This is a genomic window from Pseudidiomarina piscicola (genome assembly GCF_902806985.1).
In the GTDB taxonomy this organism is placed as follows: domain Bacteria; phylum Pseudomonadota; class Gammaproteobacteria; order Enterobacterales; family Alteromonadaceae; genus Pseudidiomarina; species Pseudidiomarina piscicola.
This window is the reverse complement of the sequence record NZ_CADCXY010000007.1, coordinates 78349-96907: the sequence shown is the minus strand read 5'-3', so window position 1 is coordinate 96907 and position 18559 is coordinate 78349. Positions and strand designations below refer to the sequence as shown.

Sequence of the window (18559 nt, the reverse complement as noted above, 5' to 3'; positions counted from 1 at the left end):
CGCCGATGAGTTGGTGGCTGAGTATCACAGCAACGGTACGCTGTTGCGGCGCTTTATTCATGGCCTTGGCAACGATGACCCGGTCATTCGTTACGAAGGCTCTGGGGTGAATGCCCGCCGTTATCTGCTGGCGGATGAGCGCGGCAGCATCATCGCCGAGATGACCGCCAATGGCGGCCTGTTGCAAGCGCATCAGTACGATGCCTATGGCAATCCGAAGAACAGCAGCGATGCACGCTTTCGTTTCACGGGACAAATCCTCATTCCGGGCACCGAGCTGTACTATTACAAAGCACGGGTTTACCATCCGCGGCTAGGCCGGTTTATGCAAACCGACCCCATCGGCTACAAAGATGGCATGAATTGGTATGCTTATGTGGGCAATGACCCGCTGAATGCGACGGACCCGAGCGGAAGTTTTAGACGTCCACTATTTCGACTCCTTAAGAACCCTTGGTGGTCGGCTAAACGAGGGTATCGAGATTTTAAGAGATTTCTGAGTGATAACGGTGTTATAGCTCCAACTCCGACACCTGCTACAAATAGTGATCTTAATGACTCTGACGTGCCAGAGCCCTGGAGCAGCGGTCCAGAACAGGGAGCACTCCCCAAGCCACCCCGAGGGGCTGGATCAGTACCTAAGGATCAAAGAGATCCAAAGCGCTTTTTCTCACCAGACGAACGTGAAGCAAAACGCGATCAACAGGGAGGAAAATGCGCAAATGGCTGTGATACTGATATAGACTCGTCAAACTCGGCAGGGCATCATATTGATCGCCATGCTGATGGCGGTCAAACTATTCCAGAGAATCACGCGGAAGTTTGCACTGAGTGCCACAAAGATCTTCATTCTAAGGATAAATAATGACGCTAAATGCACCTGTCAGTAAAGATGAAGTGAACCAACAGCCTATCCCAACTATTTGGAGAAGCGCATTATGGCTAATTGTTGAAGCAATTAAATCTAATGATTATTCATTGACGAATACAAACTCTAGTATTAAGCCGATAAGTTTGTCAGACGCTACTCGAATTCAAGAAAATATAGAGGATTATGGATGTAAACTTGCAAGCCTTCCGGATCAAGCTTGGAATACATCTGTATGCCAATGGATGAGAGGATATTGGGATATTCTCGTTGACCTGTACACGGTTCAAGAGGGAGGAAGTGATTTAGTTCTGTCAGTGAGAGTATATGAGCAAGACAACAAGTTTGAATTTGAAATAATGTCAGTTCATGTAGAGTAGATTCTAAATGGTAAGGCCTGATTTTCCTAGAAACCGGCTCCATGAGTGAAGCTGAATTGAGCGAGTTCTGTCGCGCTAAAGGGCTCTATGTTGAGCAAGTGAAAGCTTGGAAAACACCTCTCTTTAAATAATCTCTCAGCGGGGATATTGAATTTTGTGTGCAGTCGTCGGATCATGCTGATGCTTAACTTCCGTTTACGGTTCATCACTTCGCTGGTCTTAATTCTGCGTGACGCTCGCAAAAAAGGACGGCGATGTCGTAAGGAAAAATCCGTTGTTGCGGCGGCGCATCATTCACTGGTGGTCGTTATACTGATTGGACAAAATGCGTTTGTGGCTGAAAGTCAAAGGAGTGACGATGGGCTCGATCAGTTTGGCACGGGTGTTTACCCGGGCATTGTATGGCATGGAAGCACCGCTGGTGACGGTGGAGGTGTGTCTGGCGTCAGGGCTGCCCGTCTTTACGGTGGTCGGCATGCGGCAAGCCGGTGTTCGCGAAGCGCGAGACCGCGTACACTCGGCTATTCAGGCGAGTGAGTTTACCTTTCCCCGAGGTAGCAAAATTACCGTTAACCTGGCACCGGCGGACTTACCTAAACATGGCGCACGCTACGACTTAGCCATAGCTATTGGGATTCTCGCGGCCGACAGTCAGTTGAGCGAAAGCGCAGTGGTGTCTCGTGAGTTCTATGGCGAACTCACCTTAAATGGCGAATTACGCGGCGTTGAGGGCATGCTATCCCTGTGTGTCAGCATGGTGTTGAACCAGAGGTTTTTACGACAGCAGTTACAGCTATAATCCGGCCAGTCAGTTGCAGAGCAAAACGGTCAGTAACGCAGATTATCAAATTCAGGTGCCGACGCTTAGCACTGAGTTTTACAGCGTGAATAACCTTAATCAGTATACGCAAGTCACTGTAGATGGTGCGCCGGAGTACGCGAGTTACACCAGTGCGGGCAACCTTACTGGCTTTGACGGGTGGAGTTATGTTTACGATGCCCACAATCGCCTGGTTACAGCGAACGGCCCTGACGATTCGGTCGCCTTTAGCTACGATGCTACCGGTCGCTTAACGCGTACGGTACACAACGGCGAAAGCATCGATTATTTGTACGATGGCGACGAGCTGGTGGCGGAGTATCACAGCAACGGTACGCTGTTGCGCCGCTTTATTCATGGCCTTGGCAACGATGACCCGGTCATTCGTTACGAAGGTGCTGGGGTAAATGCCCGCCGTTATCTGCTGGCGGATGAGCGCGGCAGCATCATCGCCGAGATGACCGCTAATGGCGGCCTGTTGCAAGCACATCAGTACGATGCCTACGGCAATCCGAAGAACAGCAGTGACGCACGCTTTCGTTTTACCGGACAAATCCTCATTCCGGGCACCGAGCTGTACTACTACAAAGCACGGGTTTACCACCCGCGGCTAGGCCGGTTTATGCAAACCGACCCCATCGGCTACAAAGATGGCATGAACTGGTATGCTTATGTTAGGAATGATCCGGTTAATATGATTGATCCTAGCGGTGAAAAATCGTTTCTCGTAAGTAGACCATTAAGTAAGCAACAAGCAGTGGAATCTCACCCGGGTGGATTTTGGCCAAATCACAACTTTATAGTGATCTACGCAGAATATCCGGGTGATAAAAATGCTACGGTTATCTCATTTGGTAAGAACGAGTCTGGAAATATGGGAAGAGTATACGGGGAAGTCCAGGAGGCGGACAAAAATCATTGGTTTTCTTTGAGTGACGCCGAAACAGGAGCAAGTTATAGGCAAATCAATGCTTCAGATTCGTCAGTTGAATATCTGGCAACTTCTCTAGTTGAAGATAATGAGTATAACTACATACCGGAATGGCAGGGAGGGGCTAATAGTAATACAGGGGCGGGTGCTGTTGCTCAAAACGCAGATGGTGGAGCGCCTTTTGTGAATAACGGCATACCCCAGCCGGGAAGCAAAGTTACCAATAGAGTTACCTTCAAAAATAAGGTTACTTGTACTGGAACTAGGATAAAGAAAGCTAGTTGTTGAGGATTTAAATATGATATTTAAATTTGTAAATGGGGTTCTTAAAATGGTAGGTATGCTTTTATTTGTACTAATTATTACGGGAATTGCGTTTCTATATGTTAGCAGTATAAACTCCACGATTGAACAAGGAAGCGCTTATGAATTAAGTATTGGTATGTCTCAAAATGAAGTATTTAAAAGATTGCCTAGCGCCTTCAAGTCTGTAGGTATAGAAAAATTAAACATCCCGGTAAAAATAGAGATATACACACAGAAAGATGCACCCCCTCAGGAAATTGAAGTAAGTTTAAATGACTTAGAATATCGATCTTTGGAGAATGCCAGGAAATGGAAGTTCTTTGTCAACTCAATATATTTTTTTGACAATATAACGCTAGAGTTTTGCAATGAAAAGCTGTGTAAAATTAAAAGATACAGACGATATTTCGAGCTCCCGTAACTTTGTAAATTTAGAGAAGGGTGTTCAATATTCTGTGTGAGGATGTTCAATATTCTGTGTCAGGCAAGTTTTCATAGGTCGATGTGATCATCCCGTCGGCCTCCGAAGTGGAGGGTCAGTTGCGACAGCGTCAGATTACAGCTTTGCACCGGATGCGGCCAACGCTCAGAACTACACAAGCTAACAGCGATTTCAGTAAAGCACCCGTGCGCGGATGGTGCCCTCAATGGCCCGCATAGCATCAAGTAAGGTGTCGGCGATATCGCTATCAGCTGGCGTGTCGATGTCAATGACCACATAGCCAACATCGGCATCGGTTTGCAGGTACTGCCCCGATACGTTGATGTTTTGCTCCGCTAATAACTGGTTAATACGGGTCAGCATACCGGGGCGATTCTGATGAATGTGCAGTAAGCGCCGCGCACCGTGATGCGTCGGTAAGGACACCTCAGGAAAGTTAACTGCCGATAACGTCGAGCCATTGTCTGAATAATGTGCGAGCTTGCCAGCCACTTCGACACCGATATTTTCTTGCGCTTCCTGGGTGGAGCCGCCGACATGCGGCGTGAGTATACAGTTATCGAGTTCGCGTAGTGGTGACTCAAAAACCTCCTTATTACTGCTCGGCTCAACCGGGAATACATCAATAGCAGCACCCGCCAAATGACCACTACGTAGCGCTTCGGCAAGGGCATCGATAACGACAACGGTGCCGCGCGAGGCATTAACGAGCAACGCACCAGGCTTCATTTTCGTCAGTTGCGGCGCATCAATCATCCATTGAGTCTGAGCCGTTTCTGGCACATGCAGGGTGACCACGTCAGATTGCTGCAATAGGGCATCAAGTGAAGCGACCGAACTCGCGTTACCAAGCGGCAGTTTGCTTTCAACATCGTAAAAACGCACCTGCATGCCTAACTGCTCTGCCAAAATACTTAACTGGCTACCGATATGGCCGTAGCCAACAATACCAAGCACTTTGCCACGGGCTTCAAAGCTACCGGTGGCAGTCTTATACCACTCGCCTCGGTGCGCAGCGGCATTTTTTTCAGGTATGCGGCGTAGCAACATGATGATCTCCGCAAGTACCAATTCGGCGACACTGCGGGTATTTGAAAAAGGTGCATTGAAGACCACGACGCCGTGGTTACGCGCAGCTACTAAATCAACTTGATTGGTGCCGATACAAAAACAGCCAACCCCAATTAGTTTTTCGGCAGCGGCAAATACTTTTTCGGTCAGCTGGGTGCGCGAACGGATACCAATAAAGTGAGCATCACGAACTTTGTCACACAATTCGGCTTCATCAAGTGCAGTCGTAATGTACTCGATGGAGTGGTAGCCGCGCTGTTTGAGAATTTCTACGGCACTCTCGTGCACGCCTTCTAGCAATAAAAATTTAATACGGTCTTTGGCTAACGATACTTGGCTCATGCGGTTATTTCACTGTCTCGATACCGGAGGAACTTGCGACAAGCGCGAGATCTGCGCCGCGATGGGCAAACAAACCGTTGCTAACCACACCGACAATGTTATTGAGTTGCTGCTCAAGCTGCACTGGGTCGAGTATATCTAGGTTATGTATGTCGAGGATCCAATTCCCGTTATCGGTGACAGTGCCCTCACGCCAAACGGGGTCACCACCGATCTTTACAATTTCGCGGCCCACATAGGAACGAGCCATAGGAATGACCTCTACCGGAATAGGGAAGCGGCCTAGACGACCCACCTGTTTGGAGGTATCGACAATACAGACAAATTGCTGTGCCACTGCTGCAATTATTTTCTCGCGCGTGAGCGCACCGCCGCCGCCCTTTACCATGCGTAGGTGCTCATCTATCTCATCGGCGCCATCCACATAAATAGGCACATCTGCGACACTATTGAGGTCCACCACGCGAATGCCATGCGACTGCAAGCGCTTGGTAGACGCGTCTGAGCTTGATACTGCAGCGTCGATATCGTGTTTCATTTCTGCGAGTGCATCGATGAAATAATTGACCGTTGACCCAGTGCCAACGCCGATCACCGAGCCGGCTTTGAAATGCTCTTTTACATGCGCATAAGCGGCTTGTGCAGCCTGTTGTTTGAGTTGTTCTTGTGCGGACGCCATGCCTGCTTCCTGAATGAGTGGGCTATGGCTTTTGAGTATACAGTTTTAGCTGCGGAAATCCCATATTTTCGCGGGGGTGATCACACGCGGAAGGGGGACATCCCATGCTTCGTTTGGCAGGCGCTCGACGTGTTGGCAGTCGAATGCTAGACCAATAGGGTGTAGGTGTGGAAGCTGCCCCGCATGCCAAGCCGCGAGGGTTCGATCATAAAAACCACCCCCCATGCCCATGCGGTTGCCGTTGTTGTCAAAACCTACCAGCGGAACCAGCAGAAGAGTGAGCTCCGCTAAGGGGACAATATCGGTGCAGGCAAGACGTGGCTCGGGAATGCCATAGCTATTATTTTGCCAACATGTACCCGCGTGAACATGTAAGAACAACAGATGATTGGTATTCACAGGGTGCAATACGGGCAACGCTAGTTGATGCCCCTGCTGTTGCAACGAGGTGTTAATGGCTGCCGTAGGTAGCTCAGCTCGAACACTGTGATAACTGGCTAAGCGACGAGGGCGCTGCAGTTCCGGTAGTTGACTTAAATGCGCAAGCACCTGTGCAGCGCCGTGGTTACGTTGCTGTGAAGTTAGAGCTTGGCGCTGCTTAAGCAGGTGTTTTCGTAATTGCTGTCGGTCCATGTCGCTGCTATTCTGGCAAAACTTTGAATCGTTGAGGCGTTTTATATCATGATTAAACAGCTACTGACTATGGCAATGCTTAGCATCGTGTTAAGCACACAGGTTTTTGCAGCGCCACCAAAGGCGCCTGCCCGCGGTGACCAGGGCGAAGGCCCTTATGATCGACTTATTTTACGCGGGGTGAACCTTATCAATGGCGAGGGAGCTCCGACTCAGGGCCCGGTGGACATCGTGATTGAAAACGATCGCATTACCGACGTTGTCAGTGTGGGGAATCCTGGCGTACCTGTTCTGCCTAACCGCCGGCCTGAGCTGCGCGAAGGCGATAAAGAAATGGATCTAACGGGTCATTATGTGCTGCCGGGCTTTGTTGATATGCATGGCCATATCGGTGGTTCAGCAGAAGGTATTCCCGCCGAGTATGTACTTAAATTATGGCTTGCCCATGGTATTACAACAGTGCGTGAGCCTGGCAGCTTTAACGGTTTAGAGTGGACCAAATGGCACGAGCAGCAAGCCGCAGAGAACACCATTGTTTCACCGCGGATTATTCCTTATCTCGGCTTTGGAATGAACAGTGAAGAGCCTATATTCACCGCAGAGCAAGCACGAGATTGGGTGCGCGCGACCAAAGAAAACGGCGCCAAGGGCATTAAATTTTTCGGTGCGCGGCCTGAAATTATTGCGGCCGCTTTAGATGAGGCCGATAAGCAAGGCTTAGGTACGATGATGCATCATGCTCAGCTGAATGTGGTACGTACGGATGTCGTTGATTCGGCACGTATGGGGCTGGATAGCATGGAACACTGGTATGGCTTACCAGAAGCGTTATTTACCGAACAAGTGATTCAAGATTACCCAGCGGATTATAACTACAATAACGAGCAAGATCGCTTTAAAGAGGCTGGGCGTTTATGGCAGCAAGCGGCGGCAGCGGGCTCTGATAAATGGAATTCGGTACGTGATGAACTGATTGAGTTGGACTTCACTATTAATCCGACGCTCACTATTTATGAAGCTAGTCGCGATCTGATGCGTGAGCGTCAGGCAATATGGCACGATGATTATACCTTGCCGCAGTTATGGGACTTCTTTGAACCCAGCCGCTATGCCCACGGGTCGTATTGGTTTGACTGGACCACGGACGAAGAGATTGCATGGCGGAAGAATTATCAAAAGTGGATGGCCTTTTTAAATGACTTTAAAAACCATGGCGGTCGTATTACCACAGGTTCAGACGCGGGCTATATTTACAAAATTTACGGTTTTGGCTTGGTGCGCGAGTTTGAGCTTCTGCGTGAAGCTGGCTTTAACGCTCTAGAGGTGGTGCAGGCAGCGACCCTTAATGGCGCTGAAGCACTCGGCTTAGAGCATGAAATTGGCAGTGTGGTACCAGGTAAGAAAGCCGACTTAGTGGTGGTCGCCGAGAATCCATTAGCGAACTTTAAAGTGCTCTACGGAACCGGGCATTTTAAGCTAGATGAGAATAACCAACCGATGCGTACCGAGGGAGTCCGCTATACCATTAAAGACGGTATTGTGTACGATGCCCAAGAGCTTTTAGCAGACGTACGTAAAATTGTTGAAAAGGCGAAAGACGAGTAACTTTCGTTATCTACTTTCACCCCTCGTAAGGGGGGTGATCACCCGGAATGCCGCTGCGTGCTTTGGCCCTTGAACCCACTGGTTCAAGGCGGGGCGCAAATTCGCGACCGTAGGCTTCTCGATACATGTCGAGCTTGCACAATAGCCGGTCAGTGAGCCCCTTTACTGATGACATCGGCTCAGGGACATTAGCGTGCTGGCGTACATCCCAGGCGATCTTAACTTGTAATCTTACTTACGCCCTGGGCGCTGCTCGGCAGTTACTTGCTCTAGGGTTTCTTGTAAGAGTTTTATTTTTTCTTCCAGTTCTTGGATGCGCTGCTTTTGCGCGAGTTCAAGTTGTGCACTTTCGTGGCATAAATTTAATGCAGCCATGACCGCTATCTGCTCTGGATGGCTTAAACGCGTCGCATTTTTTATATGCGCTAGCTTATGGTTCAACTTGTCTGCAGCTTGCTGCAAGGCAACCTCTTGCCCTGCTGGACAATTCACTTTGTAGTGACGTTCCATCAAATTGATGTCCATGGTGCGCTGACTCATGACCAAGGTTCCTTGCTGGTTGATAGTGCATTTGCGTGCATTATGCCATGCCTTGAGGGGCTTTGTCAGCTAGCCTGAAACGTTACGCAGTGGTAGGATGCGAGATATCGCAAAGCAAGAGATTGACCTGCATGACTGATTCAACTTCTGATCAACCTTTAGAAAGCGAGACTAGCTCGCAAACCTACGACCGCCTTAGTGAGTTCTTTGAGCATCATGAACTACTCTCAAGTGCGGCTGAAATTCATGGTCTACTCGCTGGCATGGTTGCAGGTGGCGCAAGCGTAGAAGGTGATGACTGGCTGCTGTTACTCAGCGACTTAATTAATGAGGGACAGTCGTTTGCACCTGCCGTACGTGAGCGGGTGCGACTGATGGCTGAAGAACTTGCAGCGAGCTTAAAAGATCCAGAGCTTGGCTTTCAATTATTGTTACCAAGTGACCATGCACCCTTACATGAACGGTTACAAGCACTCACTGCATGGGTTCAGTCGTTTCTCGTTGGTTTCGGTGTCAATCAAACGAACTTAGCTGGTTTGTCTGGCGATTTACGTGAAGCGATTGACGACATGGTAGAGATCGCAAAACTCGACATCGCCGTAGATGACGATGAAGAAGCTGAACGTGCCTACTTTGAAATCATGGAATACCTACGTATTTCAGCCATGCTTTGTTTCAATGAGTTAGGGCAAAATAGCACGAGTGGCTGTAAGACCAACAAAACACTTCATTAATAGTGACTGCAATGCTGCCAATATCTGAATTCAAACAACGTCGTGAACGTTTACTCAAACGTTTGGCGGCCGCAACGAATGATACCATAGCGATCATTCCAAGTGCGCAAATGCTAACGCGTAGTCGCGATACTGAGTTTCCATTTCGCCAAAACAGTGATTTTTTTTACCTGACCGGCTTCAATGAGCCAGATGCCGTGCTGGTACTGGCACCAAACAGTGCAATGCCCGTACAGCTATACTGCCAAGCGTCGGACCCTCATGCCGAGGTGTGGCATGGCCGACGCATGGGAACCGCGCGCGCTGTGGCTCAGCTTGGGGTGGATGTTGCACATTCCATCGATGAATTAGACGACCACCTGTTGCCGCTTCTCGATGGAGTGCATACGGTCATGCTGGATCATAGCCATGACGAGTGGCTGGCGCACGTACAAGAGCTTGCTGCTGAACTTAGGCAAAGTAAGAAAAAGGGGCAAAAGGCCCCGCAAGCCTACCTCGACTTAGCTCCCTGGATGCATCAGTGGCGTTTAGTCAAGTCTTCAGCCGAACTTGACCTTATGCGCAAAGCAGCAAAGATTTCTGTTGCCGCTCATAAACGCGCAATGCGCTTTGCCGCTCCTGGTCGCTATGAATATCAAGTGGCGGCTGAACTGCACCATGAGTTTGCGATGCAAGGGGCGGCCGCTCCGGCGTATGGTACAATTTGTGGTAGTGGTGAAAATGCCTGTATTTTGCACTATACGGAAAACCAATCAGAGCTGGCCGCTGGTGATTTGTTATTAATTGATGCTGGCGCTGAGTATCAAGGTTACGCCGCAGATATTACCCGTACCTTTCCAGTGAACGGCTGCTTTAGTGAACCGCAACGACAACTTTATGAGGTTGTATTAAAAGCCCAAGAAGCTGCTTTAGCGACGGTAAAGCCGGGAAGTCATTTACTCAATGCCCATGAAGCTGCTGCGGTAGAAATTACCAAGGGCTTGGTGGCGTTAGGTATTTTGCAAGGCGATGTGCAGGCGCACATTGACCAGGCCAGTCACCGACGTTTCTTTATTCATGGCTTAGGCCACTGGCTTGGGCTCGACGTGCATGACGTTGGCGAATACCAACAAGGTGAAAAGCGGACGTTATTCGAGCCGGGAATGGTGATCACGGTCGAGCCAGGGGTTTATATTCCGGCCGACGCGACGGATATTGAGCCAAAGTGGCGGGGCCTTGGCATACGTATTGAAGACGATGTAATTATTACCGAGTCGGGTCATGAAAACATGACCGCAGGTGTTCCCAAAACCATTGCCGAGATTGAAGCATGGATGCAAGCAAACTGACCTCGATTGTAATCGCCGGAGGCGGGCTCGTAGGATCGCTAACAGCCCTGTTACTGGCGCGTCGGCGACCCGACCTTAGCATTACCATTGTTGAGCCTAATGCGGATGGCCCCGTACCCGACAAACGCACCATAGCACTTGCTGCGGCAACCGTTAACTTGCTACAAGACCAAGGTCTTTGGTCGGGTTTGGCAGACAGTAGCGAAGCGATCAAACATATACACGTAAGTGACCGAGGGTACCTCGGAGCGACCCGCTTACATGCGGCTGATGAAGGTGTGGCTGCATTGGGTTATGTGGTGCCGGCACAGCTTTTAAATCAGCAGTTGTACCGACATTTAATCGATTTACCAAACGTGGAGTGGCGCGCAGGCACTCGCGTGACCGAAATAAGCCATGCTCGTGACTACACCACGGTGCAACTGAGCCGTGCAAATGAAAGTTCAACGCCAGCGACTGAGCTGCAATGCCAGTTATTAATCGGTGCCGATGGGCAACGCTCGTTCGTACGGAATGCCCTTGGTATCGACATGCAAGTTACCGATTACCAGCAAGTTGGTATCATTACCAATTTACAGCTGTCAGAGCCGTTAAATGGCTGGGCTTATGAACGTTTTACCGACACTGGTCCGGTGGCATTGCTACCCTTGCCAAACGCTCAGGCCTCGCTGGTGTGGTCGGTTAACGAAGCTCAAGCGGCGGCGACCATGGCCTTGCCTGAAGCTGAGTTCCTGCAGGCGGTGCAACAGGTGTTTGGTTATCGCGCCGGGCGCTTTGTTGCGGCCGGTGAGCGTTTGCAATTCCCGTTACAATTGCAACTCGCCGAGCGTAGCATCGGCCACCGAACCGTCATTGTCGGCAACGCGTCTCATACTCTTCACCCAATTGCCGGACAAGGTTTCAACCTTGGTGTTCGAGATGCGATTGCGTTAAGCGATGAACTGGCACAGGCTAAAGATCCAGGTGCGTATACCACGTTAGCGGACTATTGGCAGCATCGAAGAGCGGATTATCAAAAGATCATTGGCCTGACGGATGGTTTAGTACGCGGCTTTTCGAATCATTATTGGCCGCTCACGAAAGTTCGTAATCTAGCGTTGCTTGGTTTGGACCTGACTCCTCCTTTAAGGCATCAGTTCGCGCGGCAAACCATGGGCTTGAGCCAACTGGCAAAAGCCAAAGGAGAACAGTGATGGCGCAGCATTTTATTGTGGTAGGCGCAGGCATGATAGGTCTAGCAACGGCGCTGGGGCTGCGGCAACAGGGGCATCGTGTGACCTTACTGGAGCGCGGTGCTGCGCCTAGCTATACAGAAACCACCGAGCTGCGAGTTAGCGCGATTGCACATCACAGTCGACAGTTGCTACATGAGCTTGGGGTATGGTCAACGATTCCCCCAGCTCGCGTGGGCCCGTACAGCGCGATGGAAGTGTGGGATCACGACAGTTTTGGCCGAGTTCACTTTACTGCGCAAGAGGTGAATCAAGCTGATTTGGGTGCGATTGTTGAGAATCGGGTGATCGAAACTCACTTATGGCAGGCTGCGGCGGCGGCAGGTGTCACACTTTTTGCAGAAACAGCAGTACAACGCCATGCAGTCGAGCACGACACCGTATGGGTTGAGACCGATACCACCCGAATTCAGGGTGATTACTTAATTGCTGCCGATGGCGTGCGCTCGCCGTTGCGCCACGCCGAGGGCTTACCGCTGACCTTTTGGGATTACCAGCAACAGGGCTGTGTAGCTGTTATTCAGTGCAGTGAACCCCATGGTGGCTGTGCGCGCCAGGTATTTTTACCGACCGGACCCGTGGCCTGGTTGCCGTTAGCTGATCCGCATTTGGTTTCTTTGGTTTGGTCCGCCGATAACGAGGCTGCGAAGCAACTGCAAAATGCAACCGATGCTGATTTTATTAAGCAGCTGCAGGCGGTTAGCGATCAGTGCCTGGGGCAACTGCAATTGGCGTCAACGCGGGCTTACTTTCCGTTACGAATGCAATATGCCCAGCGCTGGGTTCAGCAACGTATGCTGCTCATTGGCGATGCAGCACACAGTATCCATCCACTAGCGGGGCAGGGCGCGAATTTAGGGTTTGGTGATGTGGTTGCGTTGCTGGCCGTTACCGAGTCGAGCTTTGAACATGCTGATTTACGAGCGTGGGAGCGCCAACGTAAAGTCGCTGCGAGCCAAATGATCGCGGCTATGGAAGGTTTTAAACGCGGCTTTGGTAGTGCCTCACCATTATTGAAACTGACCCGCGGGTTAGGGCTGAGTTTTGCCAACGGTTTTACCCCGATTAAGCGGGCGTTGATTAAATCCGCTCTAGGATAAACTGTCCAAGTTGCTGAGCTGCTGAATTTTCAGCGGCTCGCGTCGACAGCATCACCCCAACCTCACCTAAATCAGGTAACACCACCCCATCGCCCATGCGCTGAATTCGCTCTAAATGATCAGGCACAGTGCTCTGTGCAAGTACGGTAATACCAAGGCCACTTTGGATAGCAGCGGTTAAACCACTGAAATCGGTATTGGTATAGGTGATGCGTGAGGCTAACCCTAGTTGCTGCAAAGCGCGTAAGGCACGCCTTCGATAGATGCAGCCATCAGGGGCGAGCACCAGAGGTAAAGGCGAGGGCAGTAGCTGACTCTCTTGATTACCGACCCAGACCAGAGGCTCTTGTCGCAGCTCGAGCCACTGCATAGGGTTCACCAGCTGGGCTGAATCTTTGCCGCCCTGCTCGGTCAGTGCAATGATCACGTCAAATTCATCGGCCTTACCTATCAGTTGTTTGCTTAAGGCTGATGTCACTTCAAGAGCGACATTGGGGTAGCTTTGCGCAAACTGGCCAAGAACTTGTGGCAACAGCTTACTGGCGAACTCACTGGTGATACCCAGACGTACTCTACCACTTAGTTCGGGCTCGGTAAGTCGCGCAATAATTTGATCATTAATGCTAAGCATGGCGCGCGCAGCATCAAGTAACTCACCACCCGCTGGCGTGAGTTGTATACGCCCACCAGTGCGGGCGTAAAGCCGCACACCAAGCATTTCTTCCAAGCGCTGTAGTTGCAAACTAATCGCCGGCTGCGAGCGACCCAACTGCTGTCCGGCAGCCGTAAAGCTCTGTAACTCGTAGACACTTATCAGGGCACGTAAGCTATCTAACGGCAATTGACGCATCGAAAACACCTAATTTATTTATAATTAAAATATGAAATATATCTTTATTTAAAAATCTTATAATAGCATAAGGAATATTTATTTGTTGCCAGCGCTCAGGAGTCTTATAATTGCGCCACTCTTTTGCAAAACAACAGGACCACAAAGTCATGGCAAATCGTACTCCTTTATATGACGCACACGTCGCCGCTGGTGCCAAGCTAGTGGATTTTCACGGCTGGGACTTGCCGTTGAATTATGGCTCGCAAATTGAAGAGCATAACGCCGTACGTCAAGATTCAGGCGTATTTGATGTCTCGCACATGACCATTGTTGACGTTTCAGGCGCTGATGCGAAATCATTTTTACGTTACTTATTAGCGAACGACATTGCTAAAGTTACCGTGCCAGGCAAAGCGCAGTACACCAGCATGCTAAACGAAAATGGCGGTGTTATCGACGATTTGATCGTGTACTACTTCTCAGACGAGTCGTACCGTTTAGTGGTGAACTCTGCGACGCGTGAACGCGACTTAGGTTGGATCGAAAAGAACGCGAGTCAGTTTGATGTGACTATTAACGAACGTCCTGAGTTTGCCATGGTGGCCTTACAAGGCCCGAAAGCCGCAGAGAAAATAAAATTAGTGCTCGGTGAAGAAGCTTTTGCTGCCATTGATGGTATGAAGCCCTTCATGTCGGCGCAGGTCGGCGAGTTGTTTATTGCAACAACAGGTTACACCGGTGAAGCCGGATACGAAATTGTGATGCCTGGTGAAGCAGCCAGCAAGTTCTGGGACCAATTGTTAAACGTCGGTGTGCAACCCTGTGGTCTTGGTGCTCGTGATACGCTTCGCTTAGAGGCAGGCATGAATCTATACGGACAAGACATGGACGAAGAAGTAACGCCACTCGAGTCGAATATGGGCTGGAGCGTTGCCTTTGAACCAAGCGAACGTAACTTTATCGGCCGCAATGCATTAGAAAAACAAAAAGCTGAAGGCCATAACAAAATCGTTGGCCTCGTTATGCGCGATAAAGGCGTTTTACGTCACGGCCAGAAAGTCGTGGTTGATGGCGGTGAGGGTATGATTACCTCAGGCACGTTTTCACCAACACTTGGCTTTTCAATCGCCATGGCACGCGTTCCTGCAACTGTAGGTGAAACTGCAGAAGTGGAAATGCGCAAAAAATTCGTTACAGTTAGCGTGGTCAAACCAAGCTTTGTCCGCAACGGCAAAAGCCTTGTTTAATACACGAGTTAACACGTTAATTAGAGCAACTAACCTGAGGATCACAACATGAGCTCAATCCCAAAAGAATTAAAGTACGCATCGACTCACGAATGGGTCCGTAATGACGGTGACGGTATCTATACAGTAGGTATCAGTGAACACGCACAAGGCCTATTAGGCGATATGGTGTTTGTTGAGTTACCAGAGGTTGGCGATGTAGTGGCCGCAGGCGACGATGTAGCAGTTGCAGAATCAGTTAAAGCAGCATCAGACATTTATGCGCCTATTGCTGGTGAAATCACTGCCATCAACGAAGAGTTAGAAGATTCGCCAGAAACCGTTAACAGCGACGCTTTCGGTGATGGCTGGTTATTCAAAATTAAAGCTGAAGACCCAAGCGAACTCGAAAGCTTGCTTGATGCAGAAGGTTATCAAGCAGTTATCGACGAAGACTAATTAGGCAATGGAATGCACAAACCCCGGTTCAAGTTACCGGGGTTTTGTGTTCCTAATCCCCTTAACCACCCGAATAAAGGGACAAGAAGTAAATGACCAAAGCAACGCTAAAGCAGTTAGAAAATCATGGTGAATTTATTGGTCGCCACATTGGACCAAGCGACGCGCAGCAAGCTGAAATGTTGGCCGAGTTGGGCGCTGCTTCACTGGAAGCACTTACCAAGGATACGGTACCCAGCGCCATTTTGCGTGAGCCGTTCTTACAAGTGGGTGAACCTCTTTCTGAACGTGAAGCGCTAGCGAAACTAAAAACCATTGCCAGTAAAAATAAAGTTTTAACGTCTTACATCGGCATGGGTTATTACGACACTTTAGTGCCGAATGTCATTTTACGAAATGTCCTAGAAAATCCAGGTTGGTACACCGCGTATACGCCTTACCAGCCGGAAATCGCGCAAGGTCGTTTGGAAGCCATCTTGAACTTCCAACAAATGACCATGGACCTTACCGGTCTGGAACTTGCGAGTGCATCGTTACTTGACGAAGCCACAGCCGCCGCCGAAGCAATGGCAATGGCAAAACGCGTGAGCAAAAACAAGTCAAACAGCTTTTTTGTTGCCGACAATGTTTACCCACAAACCATCGACGTGGTGAAAACGCGTGCCGAAATGTTTGGCTTTGAAGTGATTGTGGCACCAGCGCGCGAAGCAACCGAGCACGACGTGTTTGGCGCGTTATTGCAGTACCCTGATCGTTTGGGTCAATTGCACAACATTGAGCAATTAATCGCAGACATTAAAGCAAACAAAGGTATTGTTGCTGTCGCTGCTGATATTATGAGCTTGGTTATGTTGAAATCACCAGGTGAAATGGGTGCCGACATGGTGTTTGGTTCAGCCCAACGCTTTGGTGTGCCTATGGGCTATGGTGGCCCACACGCAGCCTTCTTTGCCACCCGTGACAAATTCAAGCGCTCACTACCTGGCCGTATTATCGGTGTGTCAAAAGACAGCCGCGGCAACTTAGCCTTGCGTATGGCCATGCAAACTCGCGAGCAACACATTCGCCGCGAAAAAGCTAACTCGAATATTTGTACGGCGCAGGTGCTGCTGGCCAACATGGCCTCTTTCTACGCCGTTTACCATGGGCCACAAGGTTTACGAACCATCGCGGAGCGTATTCATCGCTTAACCAACATTGTTGCCTTGGGTCTACAAGACAAAGGTGTTGAAGTGGTGAACTCACAATGGTTCGATACCTTAACCTTTAAACTGGAAGGTAACGAGCAATCAATTATTGCGCGTGCCGTCGAGCATGGCTTTAACTTGCGCGTTGATGGCAATAACCAATTTGGCGTGAGCTTTGATGAAGCGAAGACCCAGCAAGACGTAGAAACGTTATTTACCGCTTTGCTAGGTGATGAGCACGGTCTTGATATCGCGACCCTTGATGCACGAGCAAGCGCCGACGAAGCGCAATCTATTCCTGCTGACTTACGTCGCGAAAGTGAAATTTTAACGCACGAAGTTTTCAATACGCACCATTCTGAAACCGAAATGCTGCGTTATATTAAGAAGCTCGAGACAAAAGACTTAAGCCTGAACCACAGCATGATCTCGTTAGGATCTTGCACCATGAAGCTGAATGCAACGGCAGAAATGATTCCGGTTACTTGGCCTGAATTCGGTCAACTACACCCATTCTGCCCGGAAGATCAAGCGTCAGGTTACTACGAGCTACTACAAACCCTTTCGACCTGGCTGGTGGATATCACCGGTTATGACGTGATGTCGATGCAACCAAACTCAGGCGCTCAAGGTGAGTACGCTGGTTTGCTTGCAATTCATAAATATCACGCAAGTCGCAAGGAATCACACCGTAACATTTGTCTCATCCCAAGCTCTGCGCACGGCACCAACCCTGCGTCTGCCCAAATGATGGGCATGAAAGTCGTGGTTGTTGAATGCGACAAAAACGGTAACGTTGACCTAGACGACCTTAAAGCGAAAGCCGCAGAAGCGGGCGATCATTTGTCGTGCATTATGGTTACCTACCCATCTACTCATGGTGTCTATGAGGAAGGTATTCGCACTATTTGTGAAGTAGTGCACGAGCACGGTGGCCAGGTGTACCTTGATGGCGCCAACATGAACGCACAGGTTGGCGTAACGTCGCCGGGCTATATTGGCGCTGACGTATCGCACTTGAACCTGCATAAAACCTTCTGCATTCCACATGGTGGCGGTGGTCCTGGTATGGGTCCTATTGGTGTGAAGAAACACTTAGCGCCATTCCTGCCAAACCACACAGTGGTGCCGATTCACGGAACCAACCTAGACAACGGCGCGGTTTCAGCAGCTCCGTTTGGTAGTGCGAGCATCTTGCCTATTTCGTGGATGTACATTGTTATGATGGGCTCACGCGGCTTACGTGAAGCAACAGAAGTCGCGATTCTTAATGCAAACTACATTGCCAAGCATTTGAGCGGTCATTATCCGATCCTTTATAAAGGCCGTAACGACCGTGTTGCCCACGAGTGCATCATCGATTTACGCGAACTGAAAGAAAGCTGTGATGTCACCGAAATGGATATTGCCAAACGTCTACAAGATTACGGCTTCCATTCACCGACAATGAGTTTCCCAGTGGCTGGTACCTTGATGGTAGAACCGACCGAGTCAGAGTCAAAATATGAACTCGATCGCTTTATTGAAGCCATGATTTGTATCCGTGAAGAAGCCCGCAAAGTAGAGCAGGGCGAGTGGCCACAGGACAACAACCCGTTACATCATGCGCCACATACGTTAGCGGATATCACCGACAACGATTGGAACCGCCCATACGATCGCGTCACCGCGGTATATCCAGTTCCAGCCGTTGCTGCGAATAAATTCTGGCCGACGGTGAACCGTATCGATGACGTCTACGGCGATCGCAACTTGATGTGTAGCTGCCCAGCAGTGGATAGCTATCGTTAGGTGAGAATTGAAACCTAAGGACGAATCAAAAGGAGCGTATCGACGCTCCTTTT

At 49.7% G+C, this 18559-nt stretch carries 18 protein-coding genes and 1 other RNA gene; 13 read left to right on the top strand and 6 right to left on the bottom strand.

All coding sequences use genetic code 11. From position 1 onward, the window contains the following. The 5 genes from PSI9734_RS11230 to PSI9734_RS11210 all read left to right on the top strand — a co-directional run. On the top strand, positions 1–865 hold an 865-nt coding region (locus tag PSI9734_RS11230), incomplete at its 5' end, for an RHS repeat-associated core domain-containing protein (protein ID WP_246194935.1). Further along, positions 865–1248: a DUF7668 domain-containing protein gene (locus PSI9734_RS11225; RefSeq protein WP_246194933.1), complete on the top strand. Its 384-nt coding sequence runs from the start codon at positions 865–867 to the stop codon at positions 1246–1248. The genes PSI9734_RS11230 and PSI9734_RS11225, both read left to right, overlap by 1 nt. A gap of 358 nt (positions 1249–1606) precedes the next feature. Continuing rightward, positions 1607–2047: a magnesium chelatase domain-containing protein gene (locus PSI9734_RS11220; protein ID WP_246194930.1), complete on the top strand. Its 441-nt coding sequence runs from the start codon at positions 1607–1609 to the stop codon at positions 2045–2047. 13 nt (positions 2048–2060) lie between these two features. Next, on the top strand, positions 2061–3287 hold the full coding sequence (locus PSI9734_RS11215; RefSeq protein ID WP_173921217.1) for an RHS repeat domain-containing protein: 1227 nt from the start codon (positions 2061–2063) through the stop codon (positions 3285–3287). Between the two features lie 10 nt (positions 3288–3297). Continuing rightward, on the top strand, positions 3298–3726 hold the full coding sequence (locus PSI9734_RS11210; RefSeq protein WP_173921216.1) for a hypothetical protein: 429 nt from the start codon (positions 3298–3300) through the stop codon (positions 3724–3726). A gap of 192 nt (positions 3727–3918) precedes the next feature. Here the strand turns inward: PSI9734_RS11210 and serA are convergent, their stop codons facing one another. From serA to PSI9734_RS11195, 3 genes are read right to left on the bottom strand one after another with little or no spacing between them, the layout of a single operon-like run. Beyond that, positions 3919–5160 carry a phosphoglycerate dehydrogenase gene (gene serA, locus PSI9734_RS11205; protein WP_173921215.1) on the bottom strand — a complete coding sequence of 414 codons (1242 nt, stop codon included), beginning with the start codon at positions 5158–5160 and terminating at the stop codon, positions 3919–3921. A 4-nt stretch (positions 5161–5164) separates the two neighbouring features. After that, positions 5165–5839, bottom strand: coding sequence for a ribose-5-phosphate isomerase RpiA (gene rpiA, locus PSI9734_RS11200; RefSeq protein WP_173921214.1), 675 nt, complete (start codon positions 5837–5839; stop codon positions 5165–5167). Between the two features lie 45 nt (positions 5840–5884). Further along, entirely contained in the window at positions 5885–6472 is a 588-nt protein-coding gene (locus PSI9734_RS11195) for a 5-formyltetrahydrofolate cyclo-ligase (protein WP_173921213.1), read from the bottom strand. Positions 6473–6520: 48 nt separating this feature from the next. Here PSI9734_RS11195 and PSI9734_RS11190 point away from each other — a divergent pair, with 48 nt between their 5' ends. After that, positions 6521–8077: an amidohydrolase family protein gene (locus tag PSI9734_RS11190; RefSeq protein ID WP_173921212.1), complete on the top strand. Its 1557-nt coding sequence runs from the start codon at positions 6521–6523 to the stop codon at positions 8075–8077. Between the two features lie 35 nt (positions 8078–8112). Here the strand turns inward: PSI9734_RS11190 and ssrS are convergent. Together ssrS and PSI9734_RS11180 are read right to left on the bottom strand one after the other, a co-directional pair. Then, a non-coding RNA gene (gene ssrS, locus PSI9734_RS11185) (6S RNA) lies at positions 8113–8295 on the bottom strand. A 13-nt stretch (positions 8296–8308) separates the two neighbouring features. Continuing rightward, positions 8309–8617: a cell division protein ZapA gene (locus PSI9734_RS11180; RefSeq protein ID WP_173921211.1), complete on the bottom strand. Its 309-nt coding sequence runs from the start codon at positions 8615–8617 to the stop codon at positions 8309–8311. Positions 8618–8748: 131 nt separating this feature from the next. On the opposite strand from PSI9734_RS11180, the gene PSI9734_RS11175 reads away from it, so the two are divergent. From PSI9734_RS11175 to PSI9734_RS11160, 4 genes are read left to right on the top strand one after another with little or no spacing between them, the layout of a single operon-like run. Next, a complete protein-coding gene (locus tag PSI9734_RS11175) occupies positions 8749–9351 on the top strand; it encodes a UPF0149 family protein (protein ID WP_173921210.1) in 603 nt (200 codons plus the stop codon). An 11-nt stretch (positions 9352–9362) separates the two neighbouring features. Beyond that, entirely contained in the window at positions 9363–10679 is a 1317-nt protein-coding gene (gene pepP / locus PSI9734_RS11170; protein ID WP_173921209.1) for a Xaa-Pro aminopeptidase, read from the top strand. Continuing rightward, positions 10661–11872, top strand: coding sequence for a 2-octaprenyl-6-methoxyphenyl hydroxylase (gene ubiH / locus PSI9734_RS11165; RefSeq protein ID WP_173921208.1), 1212 nt, complete (start codon positions 10661–10663; stop codon positions 11870–11872). The genes pepP and ubiH overlap by 19 nt, the downstream gene beginning before the upstream one ends. Then, positions 11872–13011 carry an FAD-dependent oxidoreductase gene (locus PSI9734_RS11160; RefSeq protein WP_173921207.1) on the top strand — a complete coding sequence of 380 codons (1140 nt, stop codon included), beginning with the start codon at positions 11872–11874 and terminating at the stop codon, positions 13009–13011. The genes ubiH and PSI9734_RS11160 overlap by 1 nt, the downstream gene beginning before the upstream one ends. Here the strand turns inward: PSI9734_RS11160 and PSI9734_RS11155 are convergent. After that, entirely contained in the window at positions 12992–13861 is an 870-nt protein-coding gene (locus tag PSI9734_RS11155; protein WP_173921206.1) for a LysR family transcriptional regulator, read from the bottom strand. The two genes, PSI9734_RS11160 and PSI9734_RS11155, sit on opposite strands and share 20 nt — an antisense overlap. 149 nt (positions 13862–14010) lie before the next feature. Here PSI9734_RS11155 and gcvT point away from each other — a divergent pair, with 149 nt between their 5' ends. The 3 genes from gcvT to gcvP all read left to right on the top strand — a co-directional run bounded on the left by gcvT (position 14011) and on the right by gcvP (position 18506). Then, positions 14011–15090, top strand: coding sequence for a glycine cleavage system aminomethyltransferase GcvT (gcvT, locus tag PSI9734_RS11150; protein ID WP_173921205.1), 1080 nt, complete (start codon positions 14011–14013; stop codon positions 15088–15090). A gap of 48 nt (positions 15091–15138) precedes the next feature. Then, a complete protein-coding gene (gene gcvH / locus PSI9734_RS11145) occupies positions 15139–15528 on the top strand; it encodes a glycine cleavage system protein GcvH (RefSeq protein ID WP_173921204.1) in 390 nt (129 codons plus the stop codon). A 92-nt stretch (positions 15529–15620) separates the two neighbouring features. Further along, positions 15621–18506 carry an aminomethyl-transferring glycine dehydrogenase gene (gcvP, locus tag PSI9734_RS11140; RefSeq protein WP_173921203.1) on the top strand — a complete coding sequence of 962 codons (2886 nt, stop codon included), beginning with the start codon at positions 15621–15623 and terminating at the stop codon, positions 18504–18506. Positions 18507–18559: the final 53 nt, after the last annotated feature.